The sequence below is a fragment of the Pseudorhizobium halotolerans genome (assembly GCF_902153235.2).
GTDB lineage: Bacteria > Pseudomonadota > Alphaproteobacteria > Rhizobiales > Rhizobiaceae > Neorhizobium > Neorhizobium flavum.
The window spans coordinates 475,916-502,276 of the sequence record NZ_CABFWE030000011.1; the positions used below are offsets into that span (position 1 = coordinate 475,916).

Consider the following 26,361-nt stretch of genomic DNA (forward strand, 5'->3'; position numbering starts at 1 on the left):
GGCACTTCCATGGGGCGAACAGGCAGATACTTCGTTGCTTGCCCGAGCCACCGGACTCGCCCTCGGGCCCTTTCTCCTCGGTCTCGGTGCCGTAATGGCGATGGGCTTCTTCCGTGGAGCAAGTCACAGCGCACATCTTGCGATAACAATTTCTTTCCTTGCTTTCGTTGGCGTGGGCGGGGTGATAATTCGCCGGACGAATGGTCGAACTAGCCAAAAGCTACTCTGGGAGAAGAGGCCACTCCTACCTGTCGAGTGGGGTTATGCGGCCGCCATCTCTCTTGCCGCTGTCGTTCTTGTTGTCCTGTCCATCTTCGTGCCGCTGACCCAGAACGATGCACTGGAGTATGCGATGGTAGCGCGGGAGCTTTACGCGACGCGCGATCTGCTGACTTATCCCGTCCTCAATCCAGAGACGAATGTGACAGGCATCTATGCGCCTTGGACCCATCCGCCCTTCTATGTGGCATTGATGTATATTGCCGAGATCGTGCAGGGGCATGCCGAAGCACCCGGCCTCATCCGCCTGCTCTCGCCCTGGTTCTTGTTATCCGGCGCTTATGTCACCTATGCGCTGGGCGCACAACTCAGTAGGGCGACAGGTCTAGCTGCCTCTCTCATCTTCATGTCGCCACCACTCTTCTTCCTGGGGGCGGGTCAATCGCTGCTGGACCCTTTGCCAGTACTCGGTCTCACACTCATTGTCGCTGCGGTATGCGGAATATCTACGAAGTCTCTTTTTTTCGGCGCGATCGTCGGAATGTTCCTAGGGATTTCTCTTTGGACTCACTCACAGGCAATTCTTTTTGTCCCACTCGCAATGGCAGCTGTGGCGGTAGAGCGGGGGCTGCGGGATTTCCGCGCCATCGTCGTCGCCGCTGCAGCACTCCTCGTGGTGGCCTTGATTGTCGGTGGCTGGCCATACTGGCGAAACGTTGAGGTGTTCGGAACGCCCATAAGTGACAATCCTGCAGTATTCGCCCTGCCAAACCTCCACTGGGAGGAATATTTCTCCATCAATCGCGGCCTCGGCAGCATCGTGGCGCAAGTACAGTATGGCGTTCTCAAGGGCTGGTTCTCGCCGGAGGCCTACGGGTTGATTTTTTGGGGTTTGGCAGTCGGTTTGATCATATTCCTGCGGGACAGACGACGCATGTCCGCTGCACAGTATGTCATGCAGGGCGCGCGGGGGGGCGAACGGGCAGAAGCACTTCTTTGGCTGCTTGTGACACTGTTGTCAGCTTATCTTGCGGGGGTTCTCCTGTCGCTGCTTCTTGGCATCGACCACATGATAAAGAACGAACGCTACCTCCTGGTCACCCTTCCGGTCGTGTCGATACTTTGCGCGCATGGCTATGAGAAGCTCAGGACGAGTTCGCTCTCACAGCTCCTCCCCATGAGATTGCTCTTCACGGCTGCGCTGCCCGTTCTGCTTTCGCTGCAGTTCAGCGTCCTGCTGGCATATCAGGCAGCCAAGCATGAGATCACGGTAGGCAACCTCTTATCTCCGTTGGAAGGCAAACTATTTCGAGCGCCCGAATACGCCCTTCTTCGACAACCCTTGGCAGGCCTCACGGATCAGTCTGTCGTCCTGTCAATGAAGCCTTCGGACATGTATTACGGGAGGGGCAGGGTGATAAGCTACCTTGATCCGCGTCTGCTGCCGTTCTACGCGGAGACGGACGCGTCCGGCGCCTATCAGCGTCTTGTGGCACTGGGGGTGACACACATCCACCTGCCAGATTACGGTCTACCGCCATTCTACAATAGTCAGTTGCACTCGATTGTTCGTGATCCTGCACTGACACGTCTCGTTGCGCAGACAGTTGCAGGCCAGATATACGGTTTGGGTCCCGAACAACTAAATCCCGGCTCTCCAGTCGTGATCTCGCCGGACGCGCGGCCGTGGACGATAAGCGAATCAATCACGCTGATGGGACGGAAGGGTTTTGCGAGGAGTTCGCGAGGAACACAGGCGTTGCAGGGTTCGACATATTCGGGAGGCCTGCCTTATGATCTTTTTCGTCGCCATTGGCTGACAACCGCGGTTACTGGAGTTGGCAGCGACGGACTACCACATGAAGCAAACGGGCTTCCCGTCGAGCCGTCCCAACAATATGCACTGGATCTGAAAATCTCGGGAACAGGATTCGTGAAACTTGTCGTCCTACAATTTGCGACTAATGGCGACATCCGGCCCGCAAGCCGCCCTGACAGTCTGCAGGCAACCACGTTCGAACTGAGTCCGCGTCAGCCGGAGCGGGAATATGGCTATCGCTTCCTAACAGGGCCGTCCACAGACCAAATTGCCGTCGCAGTAGAAACGGTGGGCCAAAGTTCCATCAGGGTGGACTCCCTTAGCTACACGCCGCTAAAGGAAGTTCACTAGTGCAACAGATCGTCCATCGTTTTAGTCTCTCGATTCCTGATTTCGATCTCTTCACATCCCTGAGCTTCACACTCGCGCTGCTTGCCTCCCTCGGGTTCGTGCTGGTTCTTGTTTTCAGGACCAGTAATCTATTCCGGCTGTCTCTCATCACAGCAGCTCTGGTTCACTTGTTCTTTCAGTGGCCCCTATTTCTCATCTCCGACCAACTGGAAGCGTCGCTGGAAGATCCGTATTGGTTCTTCACCACGATCCAGATCACCGTCTTTTCTCTCACAGCCTTTGGGGCGCTTACCGCGTCTCCGAAGGACCGTGCACCGATCGACAAGGCCCGCCTCAGAAACCGCGACCTCCTGCTTCCCGGAGCACTCGGGGTTCTGGCGATATTTCTCTATCTCCAGAAAGTTCCCGCCGAATGCACCGCCCTCTACGCCATGGTGGTAGATCCAAGCTCGGCATTATTAGCAAGAGAAGTCAGCATAAAATTCGTCAGCTCCTACATCGCTACAGCCTCGTTCGGCGCATTCGCCAATGCTTTTGCCCCTGCGATAATCGCCATTGCGATTGCAATGCTCTACACGAGGGTGATCAAGCTGAGGTTGATCTCCTCTCTCGTTTACATTGTCATCGTCGCAGTCACTGTCTTTATTTGCCTATTGAGCGGCGCTAAGGGTCTACTCCTGCCGTCGTTCATTGTCGTTTCTGCGTGCTGCCTCCTTTGGAACAAATCGTTTGTCAGTGTTGCAGTTGCATCGGTGGCATCTTTCGCTCTTATGTTCACTGCGGTTTTGACCTTCGAATCCGTGAGGGACAGGCCACATGATGAGGAGGGTCGATACGGTTTTGGACAATGCACAGCGAAACTGAATGCCTGCACACAGAGTGCTGAACTTGTGCGCTCGCTCTACGAGCGTGATAGATCTCTTGGCTTGACGAAAGCGAAACTGGACGACTTGACGGCGGATCTATCCCTGAGCTGCCCGGGAGCAGGCTTGGAACAACTGGGGCTAGGGACTAGCGGGGGAACCGGCCTGAAGTCTGAATCTAAACCAGCAGCCTCCTCTCCTACCCTGCCGCAAGCGACGTACTCTTACGTTGATGGTATTCTGTATCGCGCTTTAGTAATCCCGATCCAGGTGGCAGCATGGCACTTCCTGTATGTTGAGGAGGAGGGCTCCCCTGGCGTCTCGGCAATGCCGTTGATCCGGCGCTTCTCGAGCGAAGGCGTGAACATGCCTGAACTCGTCTACCAAAAGTACGGCAGTGTCTTTTCCGGCGGTGACCGCACCAGCACGAGCACGGCTCCCACAGGTTTTCTGCTAGCCTATCCAGCCTATCTCGGCCTCAGTGGGCTTCTGATTGCTCTGCTTGCAGTCATGGCAACCGATGCTTTTCTCACCGCCACGACGAGACGGATGGCGGCATCTGTCTATCCGATTGCATCAGGACTCACGGTGGTAATGGGATTCAACTTCATCCTTTCGGATTACGTAACCGTGATGACCACTCATGGGGGTGCGGCGGCACTGTTTCTGATGGCGATCTGGGCCTCTACGGTAGATCGAGTTGCGATTAAGCGCGTTTTCGACCTAGCCGTCGCGGTCCCGCTCATGATCATGCTCGCCCTTCCCGCTCTAGGGATAGGCCTCCTAGTGCGCATACGGCTAGGCAGCCCCATCTTGTTCAGACAGCAGCGCGCCGGTCTCGGGGGACAGGTTTTCACGATGCTAAAATTCCGAACTATGACCGATGAGAAGGATGAAGACGGCGCTCTCCTGCCGGACGCCGATCGGCTTAAGCCATTCGGCGCCTGGCTACGTGCCACAAGCCTCGATGAGCTTCCCGAACTCATCAACGTCGTCCGCGGCGAAATGAGCCTAGTGGGCCCCCGTCCGTTACTCGTTCAGTATCTTCCACTTTACTCGGCAGAACAGGCTCGGCGGCATGAAGTGCGTCCGGGAATAACTGGATGGGCGCAGGTTAACGGGCGCAACGCCCTAGGCTGGGACGAAAGGTTTGGCTACGACGTCTGGTACGTTGATAATTGGACGCTGTGGCTGGACATCAAGATCCTTGCCATGACAGTGGCGCGTGTCCTGCGCCGAGAAGGTGTCACGGACGGAGAGACGGTGAGCATGAAGCGCTTCGAAGGCAGTAGCAGGGAGTGATGGCGAAAAAAGATCGGCTGGCAGTATTTGGGGCCGGAGGTCACGGACGGGTTGTTGCTGACGCAGCCGAGGCGTGCGGCTGGAACAATGTGGATTTCTTTGATGACGCCGTCACCAGCACCGCCCATGGTCCGTGGCAGGTAAGAGGGACATTTCGGTGCCTTGACGAGAGGCTGGACGAGTATGCGGGCGTCATCGTGGCCATCGGCCACAATCGTCGCCGGCTCGCTTTGCATGATGAACTTGCAGCACGTGGAGCTGCTCTTGTCAGCGTGGTTCACCCTCAGGCTGTCGTCAGTCCCTACGCCGTGCTCGAACCCGGCACCTTCATCGCGCCCGGCGCTGTCGTGTGCGTGGGAACTGTGATACGTCGCGGCGCGATCGTGAATACCGGCGCGACCGTCGATCATGACTGCACGATCGGTCCCGGCGCTCACATCGCCCCCGGCGTCGCCATGTCAGGGGGCGTCACCGTCGGCGAGTGCTCCTGGGTAGGTGTCGGCGCCGCCGTGAAGGAACTCGTTGAAATCGGCACCGACTGCATGGTGGGGGCGGGTAGCGTGGTGATCCGCTCGGTGGACAGCGGCGTCACGGTAGTCGGCAATCCAGCACGTCCGCTCAACAAGGATTAGATCATGCCTAAAACTAGATACTCTCCCTGGCCCAGCTTTACGCCAGAAGAGGCCGACGCGGTTTCGCGAGTTCTCCTGTCCAACCGGGTCAACTACTGGACGGGAGAAGAGACACGCTCGTTCGAGAAGGAGTTCGCCTCATGGGTTGGGGCGGAATACGGCATTGCGTTGGGAAATGGCACCCTCGCCCTGGAGGTTGCTGTCCGTGCTTTCCAGCCGTCGCCCGAGGACGAGGTCATCGTGCCGCCCCGAACCTTTATCGCCACAGCGAGTGCAGTTGTCACGGCGGGAGCAAGACCTATTTTTGCCGATGTCGACCGGGAAACCCAAGGGCTGAGCGCGGAGACCATCGAGCGGGCAATCACGCCACGCACCAAGGGTATCATTGTCGTCCACCTCGCGGGCATGGCCTGTGACATGGATCCGATCATGGAGCTTGCTCGTTCGCGGGGGCTGTTTGTGATCGAGGATTGCGCCCAGTGTCACGGCGGCATGTACAAGGGCCGGCACCTCGGGACCATCGGCGACATTGGCGCGTGGTCCTTCTGCCAGGACAAGATCATGACGACGGGCGGTGAAGGTGGAATGGTGACCACTGATCGTCGCGATCTTTGGAGCCGGATGTGGTCCTTTAAGGATCATGGAAAATCTTGGGAAGCTGTATACGAACGGCAGCACGCGCCCGGCTTTCGATGGCTGCATGAGTCAATTGGCTCCAACTACCGCATGCTGGAAATGCAGGCTGTGATCGGCAGGATACAGCTCAGGCGAATGGCGGAATGGACGGCACGACGGACCTCGGTAGCCTCAGCCTTAGAGGAGGCGCTTGCAGCCTTCTCCAGCATAAGGATGCCGAAGCCCACGTTCGACTTTGTCCACGCCTATTACCGCGTTTATGCCTTTGTCAGACCGGAGAACCTAGCAACCGGATGGACCCGCGACCGGATTGCAGCCGAAATCAATGAAGCTGGCGCGGTATGCCTTCATGGCACGTGCTCCGAGATATACTTGGAGAAGGCCTTTGTGGACTCCCCCTCCCGCCCAGTCGAACGGCTGGAGGTGGCACGCGAACTCGGTGATACAAGTCTGGCCTTCCTGGCTCACCCGACCCTGACCGACGAAGAGGTTGAGCGAATGACCTCAGCCATTAAGTCTGTTCTGGAAAAAGCCACGCGGTGAGAATTCGCGCTTGAAACCCGTAGAGAAATGCTTCATCGGAATGACGATCCGCTGGGCGCCAACAAGCGTGTCCGCCAGTTCTTTCTATTGTCCCGCACTGCCCCGAGGTCGCAGGGACTGATCGGTGGTAATCCATGTACAGAAACAAGACGATCAGTGTTGTCGTCCCTGCGTACAACGAAGAAACGCAGATCAGTCGAGTGATCGAGACCGCCCCTGCCTTCGTCGATCACATCATCATCATCAATGACTGCAGCAAAGACCGCACCGAGGCGGTCGTAAGGCAGCATCCGCAGTACGACGGACGAAGGGTGGTGTTGATCAACCACGAAATCAACCAGGGCGTCGGGGGCGCTATCGCGACGGGCTACAAGTGGAGTCGCGACAATGGTGTGGACATTGCCGTGGTTATGGCAGGTGATGCCCAGATGAACCCCGACGACATGCCCTCCCTTCTCGATCCGGTGGTGGATGATCAGGCTGACTACACGAAGGGAAACAGGCTGGTCACGGGGGAAGCCTTCCGCAAGATCCCAAAGATACGCTACTTTGGAAATGCCTTTCTCTCCCTCTTCACGAAGATCGCGTCCGGGTATTGGCACGTTGCCGATTCCCAGACCGGCTATACTGCAATCAACGCGCGCGCCCTGGCGGCGGTCGATTGGGACCGGATGTACAAGCGTTACGGGCAGCCCAATGACATCTTGGTGAAGCTGAATGTCGAGGGTCTTCGGGTTCAGGACGTACCGGTGGAACCGGTCTACAACGTCGGGGAGGTGTCGGGGATCAAGGTTCGCAAGGTCATATTCACGATTGGGTCGCTCCTCGTCCGCTTGTTCTTCTGGAGGCTGAAGGAGAAGTACATCATTCGAAACTTCCACCCTTTGGTGTTCTTCTACGCCTTTGGATTCCTCGCGGGCCTGATGAGCATTGTCCTGTTTCTTCGCCTCATCGTCCTGTGGGTCGCGCAGGGAAGCGTGCCTGAGATAACCTTGTTGAGCTGGCTTTTCACCTTCTCGGTGGGGTTCAACTCGATTGCCTTCGCGATGTGGTTTGACTACGAAGAGAACAAGCACCTCAACCCGCCGTTGTCAGCACGCGATGTTGTACGGCTGCCTCCCCCGCAGGCTTGAACCCGGTGCGCGGGCACATCGCTAAGATTCTCGCGAGCAAGCTCTCCACCGACATCGCCTGGACGATGGGCAGCTTCGTCGTCCTGGCTGTCTCCGGCGTCCTCATCAATATCCTTGTCGTGTACTTCCGGACAGCCGCTGACCTCGGCGTGTTCAACCTCGCCTATTCGATCTACATCGTGACATCTCAGATCGCGGTTCTGGGGATCCACTATTCGGTATTGCGTCACGCGGCTTATCACTCGAACGACCGTGACTTGCTCGGTACGATCTTGGGCTCCGCCTGTCTTCCAGCTCTCGCAATGGGGGTCTTCTGGGCAGGGATGATCTTCCTGCTAGGTCCGGGCTTCGAGTGGATGTTCGATTCCGAACGAGCGGCCCGAAGCATATCGATCGCTGCGCTCGGCATTGCACTCTTCCCATTGACGAAGGTACTGATCTCCTTTCTGAACAGTCAGCGCGACATGAAGGCATTCTCGCTGCTGCAGGCCGGCCGCTATATCGTGGTCACTGTGGTGGTGACACTGTTCGCAGCGAGCGACTGGGACTTCGACTACGCTCCACTCGCATTCGTAATTGCTGAAACGATCACGCTGGTCGGAGCCGTCGCTCGCGTAGGAGCGCTGGGCATTGTCAGGCATCTGAAATTGAGCAGCGATTGGCTCCGGAAACACATACGCTTCGGCTCGAAAAGCCTGGCGGCCGGAATGTTCGGAGAGGTCAATACGCGAGTTGACGTGCTCATGCTGGGGATGTTCCTTTCCGACACCGCGGTCGGGATATACAGCTTTGCCGCTATGCTTCTCGACGGTCTCTATCACCTTCTTGCTATGGTGAGAGTAAACTTCAACCCACTGCTGGTCGCAGCGACCCGAGACGGCAGGTGGAGCGACGCAAACAAGATCCTGCGCCTATCCAAACTTTTCGCGCCCCTTTTGATCGGCGCACTTTCCGTCGGCCTGCTCATCCTGTACTGGGCAGCCAGCAACTACGTCTTCCCTGAGAAGGGTCTGCTAGAAGGTCTGCCGGCACTGTTTGTGCTTCTTGCGGGGCTGGTCGTTGTTTCAGGACTGGTCCCGTTCGACAATCTCTTGCTCGTCTCGGGGTATCCCGGTTACCAGACCCTGCAACAGTTCGTTGCTGTGTTGGCGAATGTCCTTGTCAATGCCGCTTTGATTCCCGTCTGGGGCATTGTAGGAGCGTCCGCGGGTACGGCCGCAAGCTACGTTTGCGGAACTTGGGTCTTGCTAGTAATGAGTAGGCGGCTCGTGGGATGGAACCTTATGACCGGCGTAGTGCGAGGATCTTCAAACGGGACAGACACTGCACCACCATGAACGCAGAAGCGACCAAAAGCGCCCACGTCGAATCAGAAACCTGCACGACTACCGAGATAGCTACGCAATGGACAATTCAAGACATAATGGCATGACTGCCTCGGTGGCCGTGGTAGGCTGCGGCCACTGGGGCAAGAACATCGTTCGCAATGTCGCCGAGCTTGGTGCACTCGCCGCCGTTTCAGACACCAATGGCATTCTTGCGGAGAAGTTTGGCGCCGAATACGCCGTCAAGGCACTGAGTTGGCCCGAAGTCTTGGCCGAACCATCGGTGAAAGGCGTAATGTTGGCCTCGCCGGCACACCTTCACGCGGCAATGGCGCTCGAGGCGCTGGCTGCCGGCAAGCATGTATATGTTGAGAAGCCGCTCGCACTCAACCTCTCGGATGCACAGGCCGTGATCGATGCTGCGAACAATGCCGGCCTAGTTCTGATGGTCGGTCACCTTCTGCAGTACCATCCGGCGTTCCAGAAGGTGAAGGCTATCGTGAGAGGCGGCGAGATCGGGAAGCTCCGCTACATCACGTCCCACCGGATGAGCCTTGGCAAGCTTCGGACTGAGGAAGACGTCCTCTGGAGCTTTTCGCCTCATGATATCTCCATGATTCTCGCTCTTGCCGGGGAGATGCCCGACAGGGTGAAAGGGCGCGGCGGCGCCTTCCTACAACCGCTATGGGATTTCTCGGATCTCTACCTCTCCTTCCCCTCCGGCGCGATCGCGCGGGCGACTGCATCCTGGCTCCACCCATTCAAGGAGCACAAGCTGGTCGTGGTCGGAGAAACGGGGATGCTGGTTTTCGACGATACCAAGGACTGGGAAGCCAAGGTAACGTTGTATCGACACCAAGCACGCATAGAAGACGGCATACCGCATGTGCATAAGGCCGACGCGGAGCCGATAGAACTAAAGGAGGGCGAACCGTTGAAGGAGGAGTGCCGTCACTTCATCGACTGCATCGCGGACGGTAGTCGTCCGCTGACGGACGGGCGTGAGGCAATCGCTGTGCTGGAGGTTCTCATGAGGGGCTCGAACAACAATGAATGAGAAGCTGCGATACTTTGTGCATGAGTCCGCCTATGTGGACGAGCCATGTGAGATAGGTGACGGCTCGAAGATCTGGCACTTCAGCCATATCCTGGGCAACACTGTCGTTGGCCGCAATGTCACCATCGGGCAGAACGTCGTCATCGGCCCGAACGTCACCGTCGGCGACAACTGCAAGATCCAGAACAACGTGAGCATTTATAAAGGGGTGACGCTGGAACAGGGGGTCTTCTGCGGCCCCTCGTGCGTCTTCACCAATGTCCTGACCCCCCGGGCTGAAATCGAGCGGAAGGACGAGTTTGGCGCGACCCTCGTACGCCGCGGCGCCACGATCGGGGCCAATGCGACGGTGGTGTGCGGAAACGAACTTGGCGCATGGTGCATGGTCGCGGCAGGTGCCGTGGTTACCAAGGATGTGCCGCCTTACGCCTTGGTAGCAGGGGTTCCTGCACGGCGCATCGGGTGGGTCTCGGAGACAGGCGAAGTAATGGGCGAAGACCTCACATGTCCGAGAACGGGTGAAAAATATGAGTTGGACGAGGCAACCGGTGGCCTCCGAAAGAAGCAGGATTCATAATGACTCAGTCTATCCAGTTTATCGACCTTGCGGCTCAGCAAGAAAGGATCGGCGACAAGATAAAAAGCCGCATTCATGAGGTGCTGTCCCACGGCAAGTACATCATGGGACCCGAGGTGAAGGAACTTGAAGACGGGTTGCGTAACTACGTAGGCGTCAATCATGCCCTTGGCTGTGCTAACGGAACTGATGCTCTGCAGCTCGTGCTGATGGCGTGGGGCATCGGTCCGGGTGACGCGGTATTCGTGCCAAGCTTCACCTTCGCCTCGACGGCTGAGGTGGTCGCTTTGGTGGGAGCAACGCCGGTCTTCGTCGAAATCGATGAGTTCACGTTCAACATGGATGCAGCCTGCCTTGAGAGTGCAATCAAATCCGTCATTCAGCAAGGAGAACTCCAGCCGAAGGTCGTGATCCCCGTGGATCTGTTTGGTCTTCCGGCGAATTACCAAGCCATTCTCCCAGTATGTGAGGAATACGGACTCCGGGTGATTGAGGACGGGGCACAAGGGCTCGGCGGCGAGCGCAACGGCGTGAAGGCCGGTGCCTTCGGCCACGCTGCTACAACGAGTTTCTTTCCGGCAAAGCCGCTCGGCTGCTACGGAGATGGCGGGGCGATCTTCACCCAGGACGACGAACTGGCTTCCGTCCTTGAGTCGCTGCGGGTTCATGGCAAGGGCTATGACAAGTACGATAATGTTCGTGTAGGACTGAACTCCCGTCTAGACACGTTGCAGGCGGCGATCCTGATCCCGAAGCTGGAGGTCTTTCCGCAGGAAGTGATAGACCGCAACAGGGTAGCTGCCCGCTACAGCGAGGCATTCGCCAACCATGCCGGAATTCGAGTGCCGCATGTTCCCGCGGGAGCAATCTCCTCTTGGGCGCAGTACACCCTGGTTGTGGAGGACCGGGCGAGGCTGATGAAAATCCTTGCAGAGAAAGGTATTCCGACAGCGGTCTACTACGGCAAACCACTGCACATGCAGACAGCATACAAGGACAACCCCGTCCAGCCTGGCGGACTTTTGCTGACCGAGCGGCTGTCTGACCAGGTGTTAAGCATTCCGATGCACCCTTATCTCGACGAGAAAACGCAGGATTACATCATCGAGGGCGTCTTCGACGCCTTGAAGAAATCAGCCTGACACCAATCGGTCGCGCCCACCTTTGAACAAAGAGAACCTCATGCACGATACTGCCGAAATCACCAGGAGACGCGCTGGCATGCGCGATATGTTCCATTCCAAGGTGGATAGGAAGGAAGCGCTCGTTGGCATCGTTGGTCTGGGATACGTTGGACTGCCGTTGGCGCTGTCGTTCCACAATGGTGGCTTTCCGATCCTCGGCCTTGATATCAATGAAGGCTTGAATGAGGATCTGATGTCCGGCAAGAGCCGGATACACTACATTGCCCACGACCGGATCAAGGAGATGGTCGATGGCGGACGCTTTCATGCTACGCACGACTTCGCCCGCGCCTCGGAAGCCGACGCTCTGCTTATATGCGTCCCGACGCCGCTTAACAAATATCGGGAACCGGATCTCAGCTACGTCGAAGCAACCGCGCGTGCTATAGGGCCATATATCCGCAAAGGACAGTTGATCGTTCTTGAATCCACAACCTACCCTGGTACAACGAAGGAGCTTTTAGCTGACATTCTTGAACAGGAAAGCGGTCTGAAAGTGGATGTCGACTTTTTCGTGGCTTATTCGCCGGAGCGTGAAGACCCAGCCAATGAAAGCTATTCTACCGCGACCATCCCGAAGGTCGTGGGCTCTGCCACGCCGGAGGGACTGGAAATTGTCTCCGCTCTCTACGAGACCGTAATCACGAAGGTGGTCCGGGTATCGTCCCCCGAGGTGGCAGAGGCTGTGAAGCTGACCGAAAACATCTTCCGGGCTGTCAACATCGCGCTCGTGAACGAGTTGAAGGTGATCTACGACAAGATGGGCATCGACGTGTGGGAGGTGATCGACGCGGCAGCCACCAAGCCGTTCGGTTTTATGCCGTTCTACCCTGGGCCAGGGCTCGGCGGACACTGTATTCCGATCGATCCTTTCTATCTTACATGGAAGGCGCGCGAATTCGGTATGCATACCCGATTTATCGAGCTGGCCGGTGAAATAAACAAGAACATGCCGCAATATGTGGTGGACCGTGTGGCTGAAGCACTCAATGGCGTGCGTAAGACCATCAACGGTTCACGTATCCTGCTTGTCGGAATTGCCTACAAGAAAAACGTCGACGACATGCGCGAAAGCCCTTCGCTTGAACTCCTTGAGATGCTCGAGGCCCGTGGCGGCGAAGTAACTTATTTTGATCCGTATATCCCGGTCATTCCGCCCACTCGTGAGCACAAGTCGCTGACTGGTCGCAAAAGCTTCGGATACGACCGCGCAAAGATCGGAGAATTCGACGCGATCTTGATCGCGACCGATCATGATAGTGTAAACTGGCAGGAACTGGCTCAAGAGGGCCAACTCATCGTCGACACGCGGAATGCGATGAGAGACGTGCCAGTTGAACTACGTAAAAAAATAGTAAAGGCCTGACGCCGCATACGAAGGAGAGGGCAATGGGTCATTGGTCGAGAGCCGACCGTGCAAAAGGCGGTGGCGTCTTTTTTTTAATTCTATTCCTTCTGGGCGTCAGTGGCTGCTTCCGAGATGAAGAGGTGCAATTCAAAGATTCTAGATACCCTCTTCTCTCTGACCTTTACAACCGGTTCGACCCGGAGAAGCCTGGCTTCGGAACAGCCGACTATCCTGGTTTCGATGCAGTTGACATCCCGAAGGCCTACGCTCAGGTTCTTCTTGCGGAGGTCGAGCGCAACAGACACGGCTTGTTGCCGGAATTCCCCAGCCTAGCCGCCGTCTCGGGGCGTTGGCTCCTGGACCATGACGATATCGACGGGGACGGAATAGTCGGCTGGGGTGTGCCGATCGCGTGGGACGCCTACGGAGATGGGTCTGAGAATCCAGCCAATACGGTCTACACCATATCAACCGCCATTGCAGTAGATGCCCTGATGACGTGGATGGAGCGGGACCCTACCTCTCCCAAGGCTGAGATCTTCGAAACAGTCACGGCAGCGCTGCGCCCGTTCACCAATCCGCGGCTACGTTCGCCTTCCGGGCTAATGCCTTACTCCTTCCAGGACAGCGACCTCGTCTACGACACCTTCAATCCGGCTGCCTACATGGCCGGCCAGTTGCAGCGCTTCAGTCTTCTAACAGACGATGTCGAATTGCGGGAAGCCCTTCGGTCAGTAGCGGACAATACAGTGCAGGTACTGCTTGACCAACACCGGGTGAATGAAGCGACCGGCTCTTGGTATTGGCACTATTCCATCCAAGAGGACGTTGCAAACGACCTCCCCCATGCGAACTACATTATCGACGGACTCATGAAGTATCGGCATTACGGCGGGCGTCTGGGCAACAGGATCGATATGGAGGCAGCTCTCTCGCACCTAAGAGAGTTTTCCGATACGGAAGCAGGATACGTACGAGCCTGGCCAAAGCTACAAAAGAACATTGACCGACCTGCCCGGACCTACGACTTGGGCATCGCAATGTCGTTGACATGTGCCGCCCCTGGTATGGCCGACCTCTCACCGGTTCTTGCCGCCGAGCTTCCGAAATATCGGGACGCTGATGGATTCCTTAAATATCCAAAAGGCACGAACTTCGCCGATGAGCTGGTCGTGAACGAATACGAGGCCTATCTCTACCGGGGTATTGTCGATTGCACCCTTTATGAGGAACGGCGGGTACCGAAAGAGGTGTCTACTACTCGTCCCCAATCGGCAGAAACTCCCAATTCCTCCGTTAGCCATATGCTGGCTGCAGGAGCCGACGGCGGTATAACCGTTCCATTCGTCTCCCCTGCAGAAGGCAAACCTTCCACCGTAAACGCACGGGGCGACTTGCCGCTCAACATGACCCTCCGTGAGCCCAATCGTCCCGAAATCGTGTTCGGGAAGGGTGAAATCCCAATCGCAAGTCACGATCTGGGAACCAGGCGGGCGATATTCGTGCGCAGCATGCCTGGCAACGAACTCAGCCTCGCCGTCGCTGACGAGGCAGGAAATCTGGCAACACGCTTCCCCATCCAGCACTCGTCGGACAGTCAACCCATCTTTCGCGCGTCGACCGTACAAAACGGCGAGGTTTATCTCGTCTACTATGACAACATCTCGCTCAATAACTACCTCGCACGCTATGCTGTACAGACACAAAACGTCACCCAGGTCGGACAGAGCTTGAAGCTCCCCCTGCTGCAGGATCCGGCGGGTGGAACTTACGAAATGATCCCGGGGGTATTCCTCTTTCCTGTCGGGACCAGCGAAATCGCGCTGGTGGGCGGTACGTTGAACGGGCGCTACTCTTCTGAAGAAGGATTTCATGAAAAACGAGTTGATAACTGTCTTCGGGCGGTTGAGGCAGTGGCGGCACCCAGGGGGCCAGTCATACTCTGCCAGGCGCGCACTTCTGTCGATGGACGAAAGGAGTTCTTTCTCGTAGGTCCCGAGGGCCAGCCCCTCCCCCAACTCGGAGAGGATTCAGTGCCTTTTGACGTCAGGTTCAAGAGCGGTGGAGTGAAAGTAGACTTCGCGGCGGACCCGGACGGATATGCGCGCATGTTACGTTTCGACCTTCAGCGCATACAACAGAACGGATGGATGGAGTTCGGCACCAATAATGATGAAGGCCGTATCCCTTGGTCTCAAATCTACTATCTCAGCGGAATGCTGGACTTTCTGCTGATCGCGCAAAACGAGCCCGGGATCGGACGTGCCTTTGCTGATCTGCTCGAAGATATGCGCGTACGCCTCGATATGGAAATGCTCCTGATCGACTGGCACTGGCGAGAAGGACGCTACAAGACGCGCGGCTTCACGGTCGACCGCAGTCCCGCACTCTTTGCCGTGCAGAGCAGTAGGCTCGTCCTGTTGATGGATCGGTATTTGTCCGAACTAGCTCACCCCCTGCCGCTGCCAGGCTATCAGTCTGCGCGACAGGCCATGCATTGTTTGACAGGTCACATCGACATGCTTCAACGCGGCGGCGAACCCGTCTGGTGGATGCAGCCCGGCAATGCCAGCTTACGCTGGCCCAAGGGGAGCAGCTTCTATTTCGACGGTCTGGCTGTGCCCTACAATCACCAGAATGAGTGGGCCTATGCCGTTCGTCGAACAGAAGCAGTTCCCGAATGTGCAGGAGCGAAGGACGCAGGTGCCGAGATCATCGCGCATTTTATGCGCCATATCGCGCCAATGGGCATCTTCCCGAACGACGGGAGTTGGAATTATTGGTGGGGCACCGCCTACGATGGTTGGAATTCGACCGACGGGGTCTCCCTCAACATGCCGTCATATGGTGGAGACAAGATCAAGGCCTGGATTTCATTTCGGACCATGGATCTGATGGCTGTCCTGGCGCACCTCGACACCTTCGATGCACCAACCAGACACCATCTCCTGCGCTCTGTCAGGCATCAGATTTACAACGGCCACGTCTATCCGTTCGCCAACTATGAGCTTCAAAGGCAGGGCGAACAACCTATCCTGTCGCCGAGGGTAGCGCGGCATTATGCCAGGGTCAGCTCCCCCTGGGAGTTACAAAGCGCCGCCTGGGCATACCGTGCCCTGGTCTCACAACCGTGACCTGAGCATTTAGAGCGTTTACTGTCGCGCCTTGAGCAGGTAAGTGCGGGTGATACGGCCGTGACATCGACGGCAGAGTGAATCCTGGTTTTTCATTTGCGGGAAAGAGCCCCATGTGCGGTATATTCGGCCTTGTTACGTCCTCCAATCACTCGTTTGATCGCGAGAGATGGCAGCGGGCTGTCAAGGATCTCTTCCTGCTTTCTCAGTCCCGAGGCAAGGAAGCGGCTGGCCTCGCCATCGCCAATCCGACGGAGATCGTTGTCCACAAGGATTCGGTTTCGGCCGAGGCCATGTTGAAAACTGCAGACTATGAGGCTGCAGTGGAGCGCGGGGCGAGAAGCTTCTTTGCCGGCGAGAGCGCGGGGCCGCTAGCTGTCATTGGGCACGCGAGGCTTGTGACCAACGGTCTGCAGGGAATCGATGCCAACAATCAGCCCGTCTGGCGCGACGACATCGTCATCGTACACAATGGCATCGTTACCAACTGGGCTGAACTGTGGGCAGCAAATCCGGACATTTCACCGCGCGCTGACGTCGATACTGAAGTTATCGCGGCGCTCATCCACAAGTATTCAGCTGAAGGCGATTCCATTCCGCACGCGATGAGCCGTGCCTTCAACGAAATATACGGTGAAACATCTATCGCCTTCTTCACACGTGGCTCAAACGAACTTCTTCTGGGGACCAACACAGGTTCAATACACTACTGCGTTTCCAACGCCCGCGATGCGTTCTTCTTTGCCTCGGAGAAATGGATTTGCCAGAAGCTTACCCTGGGCCAGAAAGCCATTCCGGGGTTCGAGGGAGCAGCGATCCAACAGCTTGCCGCAGGTCAGGGAATGACTCTTGATCTCTCCACCCTTGAGGCCAAAACGTTCTCGTTCGATCCCGCTCTCGCTACTCCTCAAGTCAGTCCCTTGTTGGGTACCCAGCGAAAGATCGAGGAGAAATCCTACCGCCTTCGCCAGGCCCAGGCAAACATGCGCAGGTGCACGAAGTGTCTTCTACCTGAGACGATGCCGTATATTGCATACGACGCGGACGGCATTTGCAACTATTGTCATACCTATGAGCCTTGGGAGAAGAAGCCGGAACGCGAGATCGAGGAATACCTTTCCAAGTTCAGGGGGAACGGCAAGGCCCCTGACTGCGTGGTAGCATTCTCGGGAGGTCGCGACTCCTCCTATGGTCTGCACCTGCTGAAGGAGCAGTTTGGCATGCAGCCGATCACCTTCTCCTATGACTGGGGCATGGTGACGGATCTGGGGCGACGAAACCAAGCGCGCATGTGCGGAAAGCTCGGCATTGAGCACATCTGGATTTCGGCGGATATTAAACAGAAGCGCGCCAACATCCGAGCAAACGTACTGGCGTGGCTGAAGAAGCCGGATTTGGGGATCATCCCGCTCTTCATGGCCGGCGACAAGCAGTTCTTCTGGTATGCCAATTCGCTCATCAAGCAGACGGGCATCCCGCTGATGGTGTTCTGCACTAATAGACTGGAAAAGACAGATTTCAAGCTCGGCTTCCTAAACGTTCCGCCGCAGGTGGAAGGGTTCAACCAACCCTCCTCCTTCGGCATGGGGCGCAAGGCGAAGATGTTGACGGAGTACGGTAAGCGCTACCTGTCGAATCCGCGGTATCTGAACCGATCCATCCCCGACACCGCGTGGGCATTCCTCTCCTACTACGGGATCAACCAAGACCATCTCTACCTGTTCGACTATGTCGACTGGAAAGAAGAGGTAATCGACGACACCCTCATCAACGGGTATGACTGGGAACTGGCGGACGATACTCCATGCACCTGGCGCATCGGGGACGGCACCGCAGCCTTCTACAATTACATCTATACGTCGGTTGCAGGCTTCTCCGAACACGATACGTTTCGATCAAATCAGATTCGCGAAGGCCAGATCACCCGCGAGAAGGCGCTGGCACTGGTGGAACGCGACAACCAACCGCGATGGAAATCGATCCGTGAGTACACGCAGTTGATCAACATTGATTTCGATGAGGCAATCAGGACCATTGACCGCATCCCGAAGCTGTACGCTTGACCCTTGGTCACGTATCAGCTCCGCCACCTCGTTCCACCATTTGTCGATCCGTTCTTATAAAACCTCAGATCAGGGTCGCCCTGAGTCTCGAACTGGGCATACCATCCCCGTCGTTTCGCGACCCTAGAATCCTAAGCCGAGCTCAGGTCGCGAACTTACATTTCACCCGCCCGAGACCATGTAGCTGTGGCTGCCGAACCGCAGACACTGCGGGCTCGATGTGAGCGATCATTTCCATACGCATTGACGGGTCCCGTTAGACCTGGGCGGTTTTCAGCCATTGGTATCGGGTCAGGCAGCGGCGGCTTTGGCGAAGTTGAATGGCAGCAGATCGCTGATGTCGGCATCTGTTGTGCTTTGCGGCAGTTAGATGACGAAACCGCGCAAGTAGGTCAAGGATTCGATGCCGCAGGCGCGACAGGTCAGCATGATGCCGTAGACGACGGCATTGGCCCTTGCTGCGTCCACTATGTCGCTGAGCAGCTAGGGTTTTCTTCAGTGGCAAAAATCCTGATATCGCGTTTGAGGAGTTTGTTGTCGATCGGCATTCTTCCGTCTGCGGTGTAGCGCGTCAGGTATTCCCACAGGTTCAGGTGTAGGACAACGGCATCGCCGATCTTGCCTGAATGGCCTGTCGGATCCTGGGGCGATTTAACCCATGTACCCCTTAGGAAAATCTTGCTCGAGGGATAAACTGCACTCCCGCGAACGCGAGAGGAAGGCGAAAGATGCGCCATGGGGAGCTGCCGGCGGAGCGATAATGCGCATCGTCGGGACCCACACATCAAATGGAAGTAGATTACTAGATCGACGAAGACCCTTTGCATCCCAACGGTGCCCGACCTGAGAGATAGGTAACGAAACGTACCGGTGACATGGGTAACGCTTTCCGTTTTTGCGGGAGGTGTTGATGCCGTGGAAAGAGACTTCGGTTGTGGAGGAACGCTTGCGTTTTGTCGCCCGCTTGCTTGAAGGCGAAGGCATGAGCGAGGTGTGCCGAGCGTTTGGCATCTCCCGCAAGACTGGCTACAAGATCTTCAACCGCTACAAGGACGACGGTCCGGAAGCGCTGACCGATCGATCTCGACGGCCAGTGCGCTATGCCAATCAGTTGCCGGAGCCGGTTGAGGCCATGATTGTTCGCCTCAAACGAGAGAAGCCACACTGGGGTGCCAGGAAGATCCGAGAGCTGCTCATCAAGCGTCTTGCCGGCGATGTTCGCATCCCAGCAAAGAGCACGGTGCATACTGTGCTCGATCGCCACGGCCTTGTGAGCCAGGCCCGCAAGAGGAGCCGGGCGAACAAGGCCGAGGGCACGCAGCTGTCGCAAGCGCTTATACCCAATGACCTGTGGTGCGTAGACTTCAAGGCGAGTTCAAGCTCAGCAATGGCCGCTACTGTTACCCCCTGACGGTCACAGATCAGGTCACGATATCTTCTTGGCTGCGAAGCCTTTGAGTCGACACGCGAGCAAGGTGTCTTCGACGCCTTGCGAAGGATCTTTTCTGAATTCGGTTTGCCTGCCGCCATTCGTTCAAACAATGGCCTGCCTTTCGCCAGTCCCAATGGCCTCTATAATCTGTCTAAGCTGTCGGTGTGGTGGCTGCAATTGGGATCAGCCTTGAACGCATCCGGCCTGGCCATCCGCAACAGAACGGACGCCATGTGCATTCGTCAGCGAATTCAATGAAGAACGGCCGCACGAGGCGTTGAACATGAAAGTGCCCGCGGATCTCTACGTCGCATCCTCACGACCCTACGAGGGCCTGCCAGAGATCAACTATCCTTTCCACGACCGCGACGTGCTCGTCACCCATTGCGGACGCGTCTGCATGTGCCGCAAGAAGATCAACATCTCCACTGTGCTAGCCGGACAGAAGCTTGGGATAAAAGAGGTCGACCACGGCATTTGGCTCGTCAGCTTCATGCACTATGATCTGGAATATATCGACCTGGATCAGAGGACTTTGCAAACCATCGACAACCCGTTCGGCACGAGGTTGTCACCCATGTCTTAGGTACAAACCGTTACCTATGTGTCCGGGTCGGACACGGGTGCGCATGGCGGAGAGGGTGGGATTCGAACCCACGATACGGTTGCCCGTATGCCGCATTTCGAGTGCGGTGCTTTCGACCACTCAGCCACCTCTCCGCTTCGCTGGTCGGCGCTCTTGAAGCGCGGGCTGTCTCATAGCGATGAAAGCTGAGGCTGGCAAGCAGCAAATCCACCTCTCGCCATGCTTTTTCCTTGACAGTTTCGATACCCTCGCCTATGCCCGCTAGCGACTGGGCGTGGAATGGATTCCATGCCTCTTTCTTTTGTGCGCAAGCTGATGTGCAGGCGCCCGATTTCCACCGGCGGAAGGCAAGGACCGACCGCTCAACGACTGACAAAAAGACGGCCGCCTTCGGGCAGAGCCGGAACGAACATGAAAGGATAAAAAATGTTCGCAGTCATCAAGACCGGCGGTAAGCAGTACCGCGTCGCGGCAAACGATGTCGTCACCATCGAGAAGCTCGACGCCGAAACCGGTTCGACGATCGAATTCAACGAAGTCCTGGTTGTCGGCGAAGGCGCCGATGCCAAGTTCGGCGCTCCCTTCGTAAAGGGTGCGACGGTCAAGGCCGAAGTGGTCGAGCACAACCGCGGCAAGAAGGTCCTGTCCTTCAAGAAGCGCCGCCGCCAGAATTCCAAGCGGATTCGCGGCCATCGCCAGCACCACACGGTTGTCCGCATCACGGACATCTTGGCTTAAGTCGATCAGGGTTTCTAAGGTTTAAGGAGAACACCAATGGCACATAAGAAAGCCGGCGGCTCGTCGCGTAACGGTCGCGACTCCCAGTCCAAGCGCCTAGGCGTGAAGAAGTTCGGCGGCGAAGCCGTCATCGCGGGCAACATCATCGTGCGCCAGCGCGGTACGCAGTGGCATCCGGGCGCCAATGTCGGCCTCGGCAAGGACCACACCATTTTTGCGCTGACCGCCGGCAACGTGAACTACCGTACGAAGGCCAATGGCCGCGTGTACGTGTCTGTAATGCCGAAAGCGGAAGCAGCGGAATAAGCCGGTAGCGCTCTAAAACAGCCGGCGTCTCATCGACCCGGCTGGCACCACCAGGTTTCAGTCCAGAAGAAAGGGAAGATGGGGCGCCACCCACCTTCCCTTTTTCTTTTGATCCACAAGGAGGACTGAACCATGCAAGGCGAATTAATAAGGGTGAGCCAATCACGGCCACCCGAGGAACGGCTGAGACCCGAGCGGTCAAGAAGCGATTGCCCTGTCTTACTGTCGCAGAGACTGGTTCTGCGCGCTCCTCACGAGGAAGACATCGACGCCCTTGCCCATCTCGCCAACAATGCGAACATCGCCACCATGGTGTCCCGCATGCCGCATCCCTACACGGCAAGAGACGCAGCCGACTTCGTGCGACGCACGAACAGCGGCGAGATCGGCAAGTGCGTCTATGCCATTACGCGCGGCGATAATGGGGCGTTCCTCGGTTGTTGCGGCTTGGAGCCGCAGGAAGACGAGAGGACGGTCGAGATCGGCTACTGGCTCGGTGAGCCGCACTGGAACAAGGGTTATGCGACCGAGGCCGCCCACGTCCTGATCGACATGGCGTTCCGCACCCGCGACATCGACCATATCGACGCGCGCTGCCGGGTGACCAATGTCGCGTCACGAAGGGTGATCCAGAAGTGCGGCTTCCAGTTCCAGAGCTCCGGTATGATCGGATCGCTGGCGCTGGGCGGCATGGTTCCGGTCGAGTGGTTCCGGCTTGACCGAAAGACGTGGATGTCCCTCAGAAGCTGGGGAGAACTCAGATGAGCTCTGCCCTTCTCGAGCGCCACCGCGTGGAAGCAAGGACGCCGGGGCCCCGCCCCGTCGTCGCCACGTCGCGTCTCGTCCTGCGCCCGCACCGGCTTTCGGATGCCGACAGCATCACGGAATCGCTCAGCGATTTCTCGGTGGCCCGAATGTTGGCACGGGTCCCGCAGCCTTACGATCGGCAGGATGCGCTCGACTGGTTGCAGATCCAGGTCTCACCCTCCGTGGCCGATTGGTCAGCTGCAATCACGATGGGGGACGATGTCCATATCGGCACCGTTTCACTCGAGCTGCGGGCAGGCGCCTGGCGCCTTGGCTATTGGCTCAACCGCTACTACTGGGGACGCGGGATCATGACTGAGGCGACCGGCGCCCTCCTGGACCGCTTCTTCCGGCGCATGCCGGACGTTGCGATCGAATCCGGCGCCTTCGCCGACAACGCCGCATCCCTCAAGATCCAGCAGAAGCTCGGCTTTCGGATTACAGGTTGCAGCGAGATGTACAGCCTTTCACGGAATGCCATCGTCGCGCACATAGATACGCTTCTCCAACCTGAAGATCTCCGCCGGCCATGAATTCCTGCCGTAGCAGCTGACCAATAAGATCGACTGCCACGGCAACAGCTACGCCTTGCTACGGAGTCCCTGTCCCGCCACCGGTTCAGTCCATTCCGGACGGTATGTTATTGACGGGCTGCGTGATATGTTTTGACCTCCGCCTGAACGGCCTATATCGAACCCACGATGTTCCACACCCGGTGGAACCGTCGCCAACACGAGACGAATGGCAGCACGATGAAATTTCTCGACGAGACGAAGGTCTATATACGCTCCGGCGACGGCGGGGCGGGAGCAGTATCGTTCCGGCGGGAAAAATTCATTGAATTCGGAGGTCCGGACGGAGGCGACGGCGGTCGCGGCGGAGATGTCTGGGTGGAAGCCGTCAACGGTCTGAACACGCTGATCGACTTCCGCTATCAGCAGCACTTCAAGGCGAAGGTCGGCATGCACGGCATGGGTCGGAACCGAACCGGTGCCAACGGCGATGACGTGACGCTCAAGGTCCCGGTGGGGACCCAGGTTCTGGAAGAGGACGGCGAGACGCTGATCATCGATCTGACCCAGGAGGGGCAACGTTTCAGGCTCGCCAAGGGCGGCAATGGCGGTTTTGGGAACGCCCATTTCAAATCCTCCACCAACCAGGCACCTAATTGGGCCAATCCCGGCCTCGAGGGGGAGGAAAAGACGATCTGGCTGCGGCTGAAGCTGATTGCCGACGCCGGTCTTGTCGGCCTGCCGAATGCGGGCAAATCGACCTTCCTGGCCACTGTGACCCGCGCCCGCCCCAAGATCGCAAACTATCCCTTCACGACGCTCCACCCTAACCTTGGGGTCGCCACGATCGACGGTCGCGAGTTCGTGTTGGCAGACATCCCCGGCCTGATCGAAGGTGCACACGAGGGCGTCGGCATAGGCGATCGCTTCCTAGGCCATGTCGAGCGTACCCGCGTTCTGCTCCACCTGATCTCGGCTCAGGAAGAAGACGTTGGCAAGGCCTACCGGACGGTCAAGCATGAACTGGAAGCCTATGATGGTGGGCTTGAAGACAAGCCAGAAATCGTGGCGCTGTCACAAATCGACGTCCTGGACGACAAGGAACTGAAGAAGAAGGCAAAGGAACTGGCGAAGGCTTGCGGGTCGCAGCCGTTCCTAATCTCTGCTGTCGCGGGCAAGGGTATGACCGAGGTCCTGCGAGCGCTTCGCGATGTCATCGTCGAAGAGGCGGGCGAGAACACGGCACTGCCTGACCGGAGTTCCCGTTGGGCGGCCGGTGACGCGGACGGGGAGACGCAATGAGCACTTCCCGCAAGCCGCTGACGAGCCACCGGCGCATTGTCGTCAAGATCGGCTCGGCGCTTCTCGTCGACAGGAACACGGGGCTCAAGTCGGAATGGCTGGATTCCATTTGCAAGGATATCGCTGCACTCAAGGCCCGCGGCATTGATACCCTCGTCGTGTCCTCAGGCGCAATTGCCCTCGGACGCACAGTGCTTGGGCTGCCGGGCGGGGCGCTCAAGCTGGAGGAAAGCCAGGCAGCAGCGGCCGTCGGGCAGATCGCGCTCGCACGCGCCTGGTCCGAAAGCCTTTCCCGCGACAATCTGATAGCCGGGCAGATCCTCCTGACCCTGGGGGATACGGAAGAGCGACGCCGCTACCTCAATGCTCGCGCAACAATCAACCAGTTGCTCAAGATCGGCGCCGTTCCGATCATCAACGAGAACGACACTGTCGCGACGTCCGAAATCCGCTACGGCGACAACGACCGTCTCGCCGCCCGCGTTGCGACGATGACCAGCGCCGATCTGCTTGTGCTTCTTTCGGATATAGACGGCTTGTACACAGCACCGCCACATCTCGATCCCGAAGCGCGCTTCCTGGATTCAATCCTCGCAATCACGCCGGAGATAGAGGCAATGGCGGGGGGCGCGGCTTCGGAACTGTCCCGGGGCGGCATGCGCACCAAGATCGATGCCGGCAAGATCGCCACGAGCGCCGGTTGCGCAATGATCATTGCGTCCGGAAAGGACAAACATCCCCTTGGCGCCATAGACGAGGGCGCTCGCTCCTCTTGGTTTGCGCCCTCGGGCAGCCCGGTGGCCGCGCGCAAGACGTGGATCGCCGGCCAGTTGCAGCCGGCGGGAAAACTCGTGGTCGATGCCGGTGCGCAGGCCGCTCTTGGGATGGGCAAAAGCCTGCTTCCTGCCGGTGTGGTCTCGGTCGCGGGGAATTTTCACCGCGGAGACACGGTGGCGGTGATAGGAACCGATGGGCGCGAGATTGCCCGCGGGCTCGCCAGCTACGATGCCGACGAAGCCCGACAGATTGCCGGTCGCAAGTCTGGCGAGATCGAAGCCATCCTCGGTTATCCGGGACGCGCTGCCATGGTTCACCGCGACGACCTCGTGATGACCCTGTCCGGCAGCAGCCTGGGGGATCAGCAAAGTGATGTTAAGGACCCTGCCCATGCTTGACCTCGTCACTGCGAAGACCGACGGCGTGACAGCCCTCATGGATGAAATCGGCCGCCATGCAAAGGCGGCTGCCAGGCAGCTTGCGCTGGCATCCGGTGAGACCAAGAACCGGGCGCTGAATGCGATGGCGGATGCGCTGCTCGCTTCGCAGGACGCGATCCTGGCCGCCAATGCAGAGGACCTGCGCGCAGTCGAAGGCAAGGGGCTCCAGGCATCCTTCATCGATCGCTTGAAGCTTTCCGACAAATCCATTGCCGCCATGGCGCAGGGATTGCGGGAGATTGCAGAGCTGCGTGATCCCGTCGGCGAGACGATCGCCGCCTGGGAGCGCCCGAACGGTCTGCGAATTGAAAGGGTACGGACGCCGCTCGGCGTGATTGGTGTGATCTATGAAAGCCGCCCGAACGTGACGGCGGATGCCGGGGCGTTATGCCTGAAGGCTGGCAACGCAGTCATCCTTCGCGGCGGCTCAGACTCCCTGAATTCCTCGCGCGCCATTCACCTCTGCCTCGTCGAGGGCCTGCGTTCAGCCGGGCTGCCAGAGGATGCAATCCAGATCGTACCGACCGGTGACCGCGCCGCAGTCGGCGCCATGCTGACCGGTCTCAACGGTGCAATCGACGTTATCGTCCCACGCGGCGGCAAGAGCCTCGTGGCACGCGTGCAGAACGAGGCCCGGGTGCCGGTGTTTGCGCATCTCGAAGGCCTCTGCCACGTCTATGTCGACGCCTCAGCCGACCTCGAGATGGCAAAGCGCATCGTGGTCAATGCCAAGATGCGTCGCACGGGCATCTGCGGGGCCGCCGAAACACTGCTGATCGATAGTGCCGCAATCGGCACCCATCTTATGCCTCTGTTGGAGGCGCTGACTGCTGCCGGTTGTGAGATCCGCGCTTCGGCTGCGGTCCTGAAGGTATTTCCCGGATTGAAGCCGGCAACCCAGGACGACTGGCGGACTGAATATCTGGACGCAGTCATCGCCGTCGCCATCGTTGACGGCATTTCGGGCGCCATCGCCCATATAAACACCTATTCCTCCAACCATACGGAAGCAGTGATTGCCGAGGATCCGAAGGTCGTAGAGCGGTTTTTCAACGAGATCGACTCAGCGATCCTGCTGCACAATGCCTCGACCCAGTTTGCGGATGGCGGCGAGTTCGGAATGGGCGGCGAGATCGGGATCGCAACCGGAAAGATGCACGCGCGCGGACCAGTTGGCGTCGAACAGCTGACCTCGTTCAAATACCTGGTGCACGGCACCGGCCAGATCCGGCCCTAGCCGCCTGTGGAGAGCGCCTCCATCGCCCCTCGCTATCT

The 26,361-nt window shown here is 57.9% G+C and carries 19 protein-coding genes, 1 tRNA gene and 2 pseudogenes; 20 read left to right on the forward strand and 2 right to left on the reverse strand.

Annotated features, from left to right (window positions below):
• Nucleotides 1-94: 94 nt before the first annotated feature.
• The 12 genes from FN060_RS17640 to FN060_RS17695 all read left to right on the forward strand — a co-directional run bounded on the left by FN060_RS17640 (nt 95) and on the right by FN060_RS17695 (nt 18,186).
• On the forward strand, nt 95-2,389 hold the full coding sequence (locus FN060_RS17640) for an ArnT family glycosyltransferase (protein WP_142589225.1): 2,295 nt from the start codon (nt 95-97) through the stop codon (nt 2,387-2,389).
• Nucleotides 2,389-4,554, forward strand: a complete 2,166-nt coding sequence (locus FN060_RS23415) for a sugar transferase (protein WP_280514338.1) — start codon at nt 2,389-2,391, stop codon at nt 4,552-4,554. Before FN060_RS17640 ends, FN060_RS23415 begins: the two co-directional genes overlap by 1 nt.
• Complete coding sequence (locus tag FN060_RS17650; protein WP_142589226.1) at nt 4,554-5,186, forward strand: acetyltransferase; 633 nt, start codon at nt 4,554-4,556, stop codon at nt 5,184-5,186. Before FN060_RS23415 ends, FN060_RS17650 begins: the two co-directional genes overlap by 1 nt.
• A gap of 3 nt (nt 5,187-5,189) precedes the next feature.
• Nucleotides 5,190-6,365 (forward strand): DegT/DnrJ/EryC1/StrS family aminotransferase, encoded by a 1,176-nt coding sequence (locus tag FN060_RS17655; protein ID WP_142589227.1) that lies wholly within the window; start codon nt 5,190-5,192, stop codon nt 6,363-6,365.
• A gap of 134 nt (nt 6,366-6,499) precedes the next feature.
• The gene (locus tag FN060_RS17660) at nt 6,500-7,498 is read left to right on the forward strand and encodes a glycosyltransferase family 2 protein (protein WP_142589228.1); all 999 of its coding nucleotides are present in this window, start codon (nt 6,500-6,502) and stop codon (nt 7,496-7,498) included.
• 5 nt (nt 7,499-7,503) lie between these two features.
• Nucleotides 7,504-8,835, forward strand: coding sequence for an oligosaccharide flippase family protein (locus FN060_RS17665; RefSeq protein WP_142589229.1), 1,332 nt, complete (start codon nt 7,504-7,506; stop codon nt 8,833-8,835).
• A gap of 91 nt (nt 8,836-8,926) precedes the next feature.
• Nucleotides 8,927-9,880 carry a Gfo/Idh/MocA family protein gene (locus FN060_RS17670; protein WP_183949788.1) on the forward strand — a complete coding sequence of 318 codons (954 nt, stop codon included), beginning with the start codon at nt 8,927-8,929 and terminating at the stop codon, nt 9,878-9,880.
• The gene (locus tag FN060_RS17675) at nt 9,873-10,457 is read left to right on the forward strand and encodes an acyltransferase (protein WP_142589231.1); all 585 of its coding nucleotides are present in this window, start codon (nt 9,873-9,875) and stop codon (nt 10,455-10,457) included. The genes FN060_RS17670 and FN060_RS17675 overlap by 8 nt, the downstream gene beginning before the upstream one ends.
• Nucleotides 10,458-10,468: 11 nt before the next feature.
• The gene (locus FN060_RS17680) at nt 10,469-11,599 is read left to right on the forward strand and encodes a DegT/DnrJ/EryC1/StrS family aminotransferase (RefSeq protein WP_142589572.1); all 1,131 of its coding nucleotides are present in this window, start codon (nt 10,469-10,471) and stop codon (nt 11,597-11,599) included.
• A gap of 79 nt (nt 11,600-11,678) precedes the next feature.
• Nucleotides 11,679-13,007, forward strand: coding sequence for a nucleotide sugar dehydrogenase (locus FN060_RS17685; RefSeq protein WP_142589232.1), 1,329 nt, complete (start codon nt 11,679-11,681; stop codon nt 13,005-13,007).
• Nucleotides 13,008-13,030: 23 nt separating this feature from the next.
• Nucleotides 13,031-16,123: a hypothetical protein gene (locus FN060_RS17690; protein WP_142589233.1), complete on the forward strand. Its 3,093-nt coding sequence runs from the start codon at nt 13,031-13,033 to the stop codon at nt 16,121-16,123.
• A gap of 296 nt (nt 16,124-16,419) precedes the next feature.
• Entirely contained in the window at nt 16,420-18,186 is a 1,767-nt protein-coding gene (locus FN060_RS17695; RefSeq protein WP_183949790.1) for a hypothetical protein, read from the forward strand.
• A 291-nt stretch (nt 18,187-18,477) separates the two neighbouring features.
• Here FN060_RS17695 and FN060_RS17700 read toward each other — a convergent pair.
• Nucleotides 18,478-18,809: pseudogene (locus FN060_RS17700) on the reverse strand (IS66 family transposase); the annotation flags it as partial.
• Between the two features lie 287 nt (nt 18,810-19,096).
• Between FN060_RS17700 and FN060_RS17705 the strand changes: the two are divergent.
• A pseudogene (locus FN060_RS17705) lies at nt 19,097-20,204 on the forward strand (helix-turn-helix domain-containing protein).
• Between the two features lie 44 nt (nt 20,205-20,248).
• On the opposite strand, the gene FN060_RS17710 reads toward FN060_RS17705, so the two are convergent.
• A tRNA-Ser gene (locus tag FN060_RS17710) sits at nt 20,249-20,338 on the reverse strand.
• A 292-nt stretch (nt 20,339-20,630) separates the two neighbouring features.
• Between FN060_RS17710 and rplU the strand changes: the two genes are divergently transcribed.
• The 7 genes from rplU to FN060_RS17745 all read left to right on the forward strand — a co-directional run bounded on the left by rplU (nt 20,631) and on the right by FN060_RS17745 (nt 26,323).
• The gene (gene rplU, locus FN060_RS17715) at nt 20,631-20,942 is read left to right on the forward strand and encodes a 50S ribosomal protein L21 (RefSeq protein WP_052639910.1); all 312 of its coding nucleotides are present in this window, start codon (nt 20,631-20,633) and stop codon (nt 20,940-20,942) included.
• Between the two features lie 36 nt (nt 20,943-20,978).
• Nucleotides 20,979-21,248 carry a 50S ribosomal protein L27 gene (gene rpmA, locus FN060_RS17720; RefSeq protein ID WP_052639912.1) on the forward strand — a complete coding sequence of 90 codons (270 nt, stop codon included), beginning with the start codon at nt 20,979-20,981 and terminating at the stop codon, nt 21,246-21,248.
• A 132-nt stretch (nt 21,249-21,380) separates the two neighbouring features.
• Complete coding sequence (locus FN060_RS17725) at nt 21,381-22,013, forward strand: GNAT family N-acetyltransferase (RefSeq protein ID WP_142589235.1); 633 nt, start codon at nt 21,381-21,383, stop codon at nt 22,011-22,013.
• Complete coding sequence (locus FN060_RS17730) at nt 22,010-22,588, forward strand: GNAT family N-acetyltransferase (RefSeq protein ID WP_142589236.1); 579 nt, start codon at nt 22,010-22,012, stop codon at nt 22,586-22,588. Before FN060_RS17725 ends, FN060_RS17730 begins: the two co-directional genes overlap by 4 nt.
• Nucleotides 22,589-22,807: 219 nt before the next feature.
• On the forward strand, nt 22,808-23,869 hold the full coding sequence (gene obgE, locus FN060_RS17735; RefSeq protein ID WP_142589237.1) for a GTPase ObgE: 1,062 nt from the start codon (nt 22,808-22,810) through the stop codon (nt 23,867-23,869).
• A complete protein-coding gene (gene proB, locus FN060_RS17740) occupies nt 23,866-25,044 on the forward strand; it encodes a glutamate 5-kinase (RefSeq protein ID WP_142589238.1) in 1,179 nt (392 codons plus the stop codon). Before obgE ends, proB begins: the two co-directional genes overlap by 4 nt.
• The gene (locus FN060_RS17745) at nt 25,037-26,323 is read left to right on the forward strand and encodes a glutamate-5-semialdehyde dehydrogenase (RefSeq protein WP_142589239.1); all 1,287 of its coding nucleotides are present in this window, start codon (nt 25,037-25,039) and stop codon (nt 26,321-26,323) included. The genes proB and FN060_RS17745 overlap by 8 nt, the downstream gene beginning before the upstream one ends.
• Nucleotides 26,324-26,361 lie beyond the last annotated feature (38 nt).

Coding starts and splice junctions, on each gene's coding strand:
- FN060_RS17640 (WP_142589225.1), top strand. CDS start 95: ATGGCGATGGGCTTCTTCCGTGGAGCAAGTCACAGCGCACATCTTGCG.
- FN060_RS17650 (WP_142589226.1), top strand. CDS start 4,554: ATGGCGAAAAAAGATCGGCTGGCAGTATTTGGGGCCGGAGGTCACGGA.
- FN060_RS17655 (WP_142589227.1), top strand. CDS start 5,190: ATGCCTAAAACTAGATACTCTCCCTGGCCCAGCTTTACGCCAGAAGAG.
- FN060_RS17660 (WP_142589228.1), top strand. CDS start 6,500: ATGTACAGAAACAAGACGATCAGTGTTGTCGTCCCTGCGTACAACGAA.
- FN060_RS17670 (WP_183949788.1), top strand. CDS start 8,927: ATGACTGCCTCGGTGGCCGTGGTAGGCTGCGGCCACTGGGGCAAGAAC.
- FN060_RS17675 (WP_142589231.1), top strand. CDS start 9,873: ATGAATGAGAAGCTGCGATACTTTGTGCATGAGTCCGCCTATGTGGAC.
- FN060_RS17685 (WP_142589232.1), top strand. CDS start 11,679: ATGCGCGATATGTTCCATTCCAAGGTGGATAGGAAGGAAGCGCTCGTT.
- FN060_RS17690 (WP_142589233.1), top strand. CDS start 13,031: ATGGGTCATTGGTCGAGAGCCGACCGTGCAAAAGGCGGTGGCGTCTTT.
- rplU (WP_052639910.1), top strand. CDS start 20,631: ATGTTCGCAGTCATCAAGACCGGCGGTAAGCAGTACCGCGTCGCGGCA.
- rpmA (WP_052639912.1), top strand. CDS start 20,979: ATGGCACATAAGAAAGCCGGCGGCTCGTCGCGTAACGGTCGCGACTCC.
- FN060_RS17725 (WP_142589235.1), top strand. CDS start 21,381: ATGCAAGGCGAATTAATAAGGGTGAGCCAATCACGGCCACCCGAGGAA.
- FN060_RS17730 (WP_142589236.1), top strand. CDS start 22,010: ATGAGCTCTGCCCTTCTCGAGCGCCACCGCGTGGAAGCAAGGACGCCG.
- obgE (WP_142589237.1), top strand. CDS start 22,808: ATGAAATTTCTCGACGAGACGAAGGTCTATATACGCTCCGGCGACGGC.
- proB (WP_142589238.1), top strand. CDS start 23,866: ATGAGCACTTCCCGCAAGCCGCTGACGAGCCACCGGCGCATTGTCGTC.
- FN060_RS17745 (WP_142589239.1), top strand. CDS start 25,037: ATGCTTGACCTCGTCACTGCGAAGACCGACGGCGTGACAGCCCTCATG.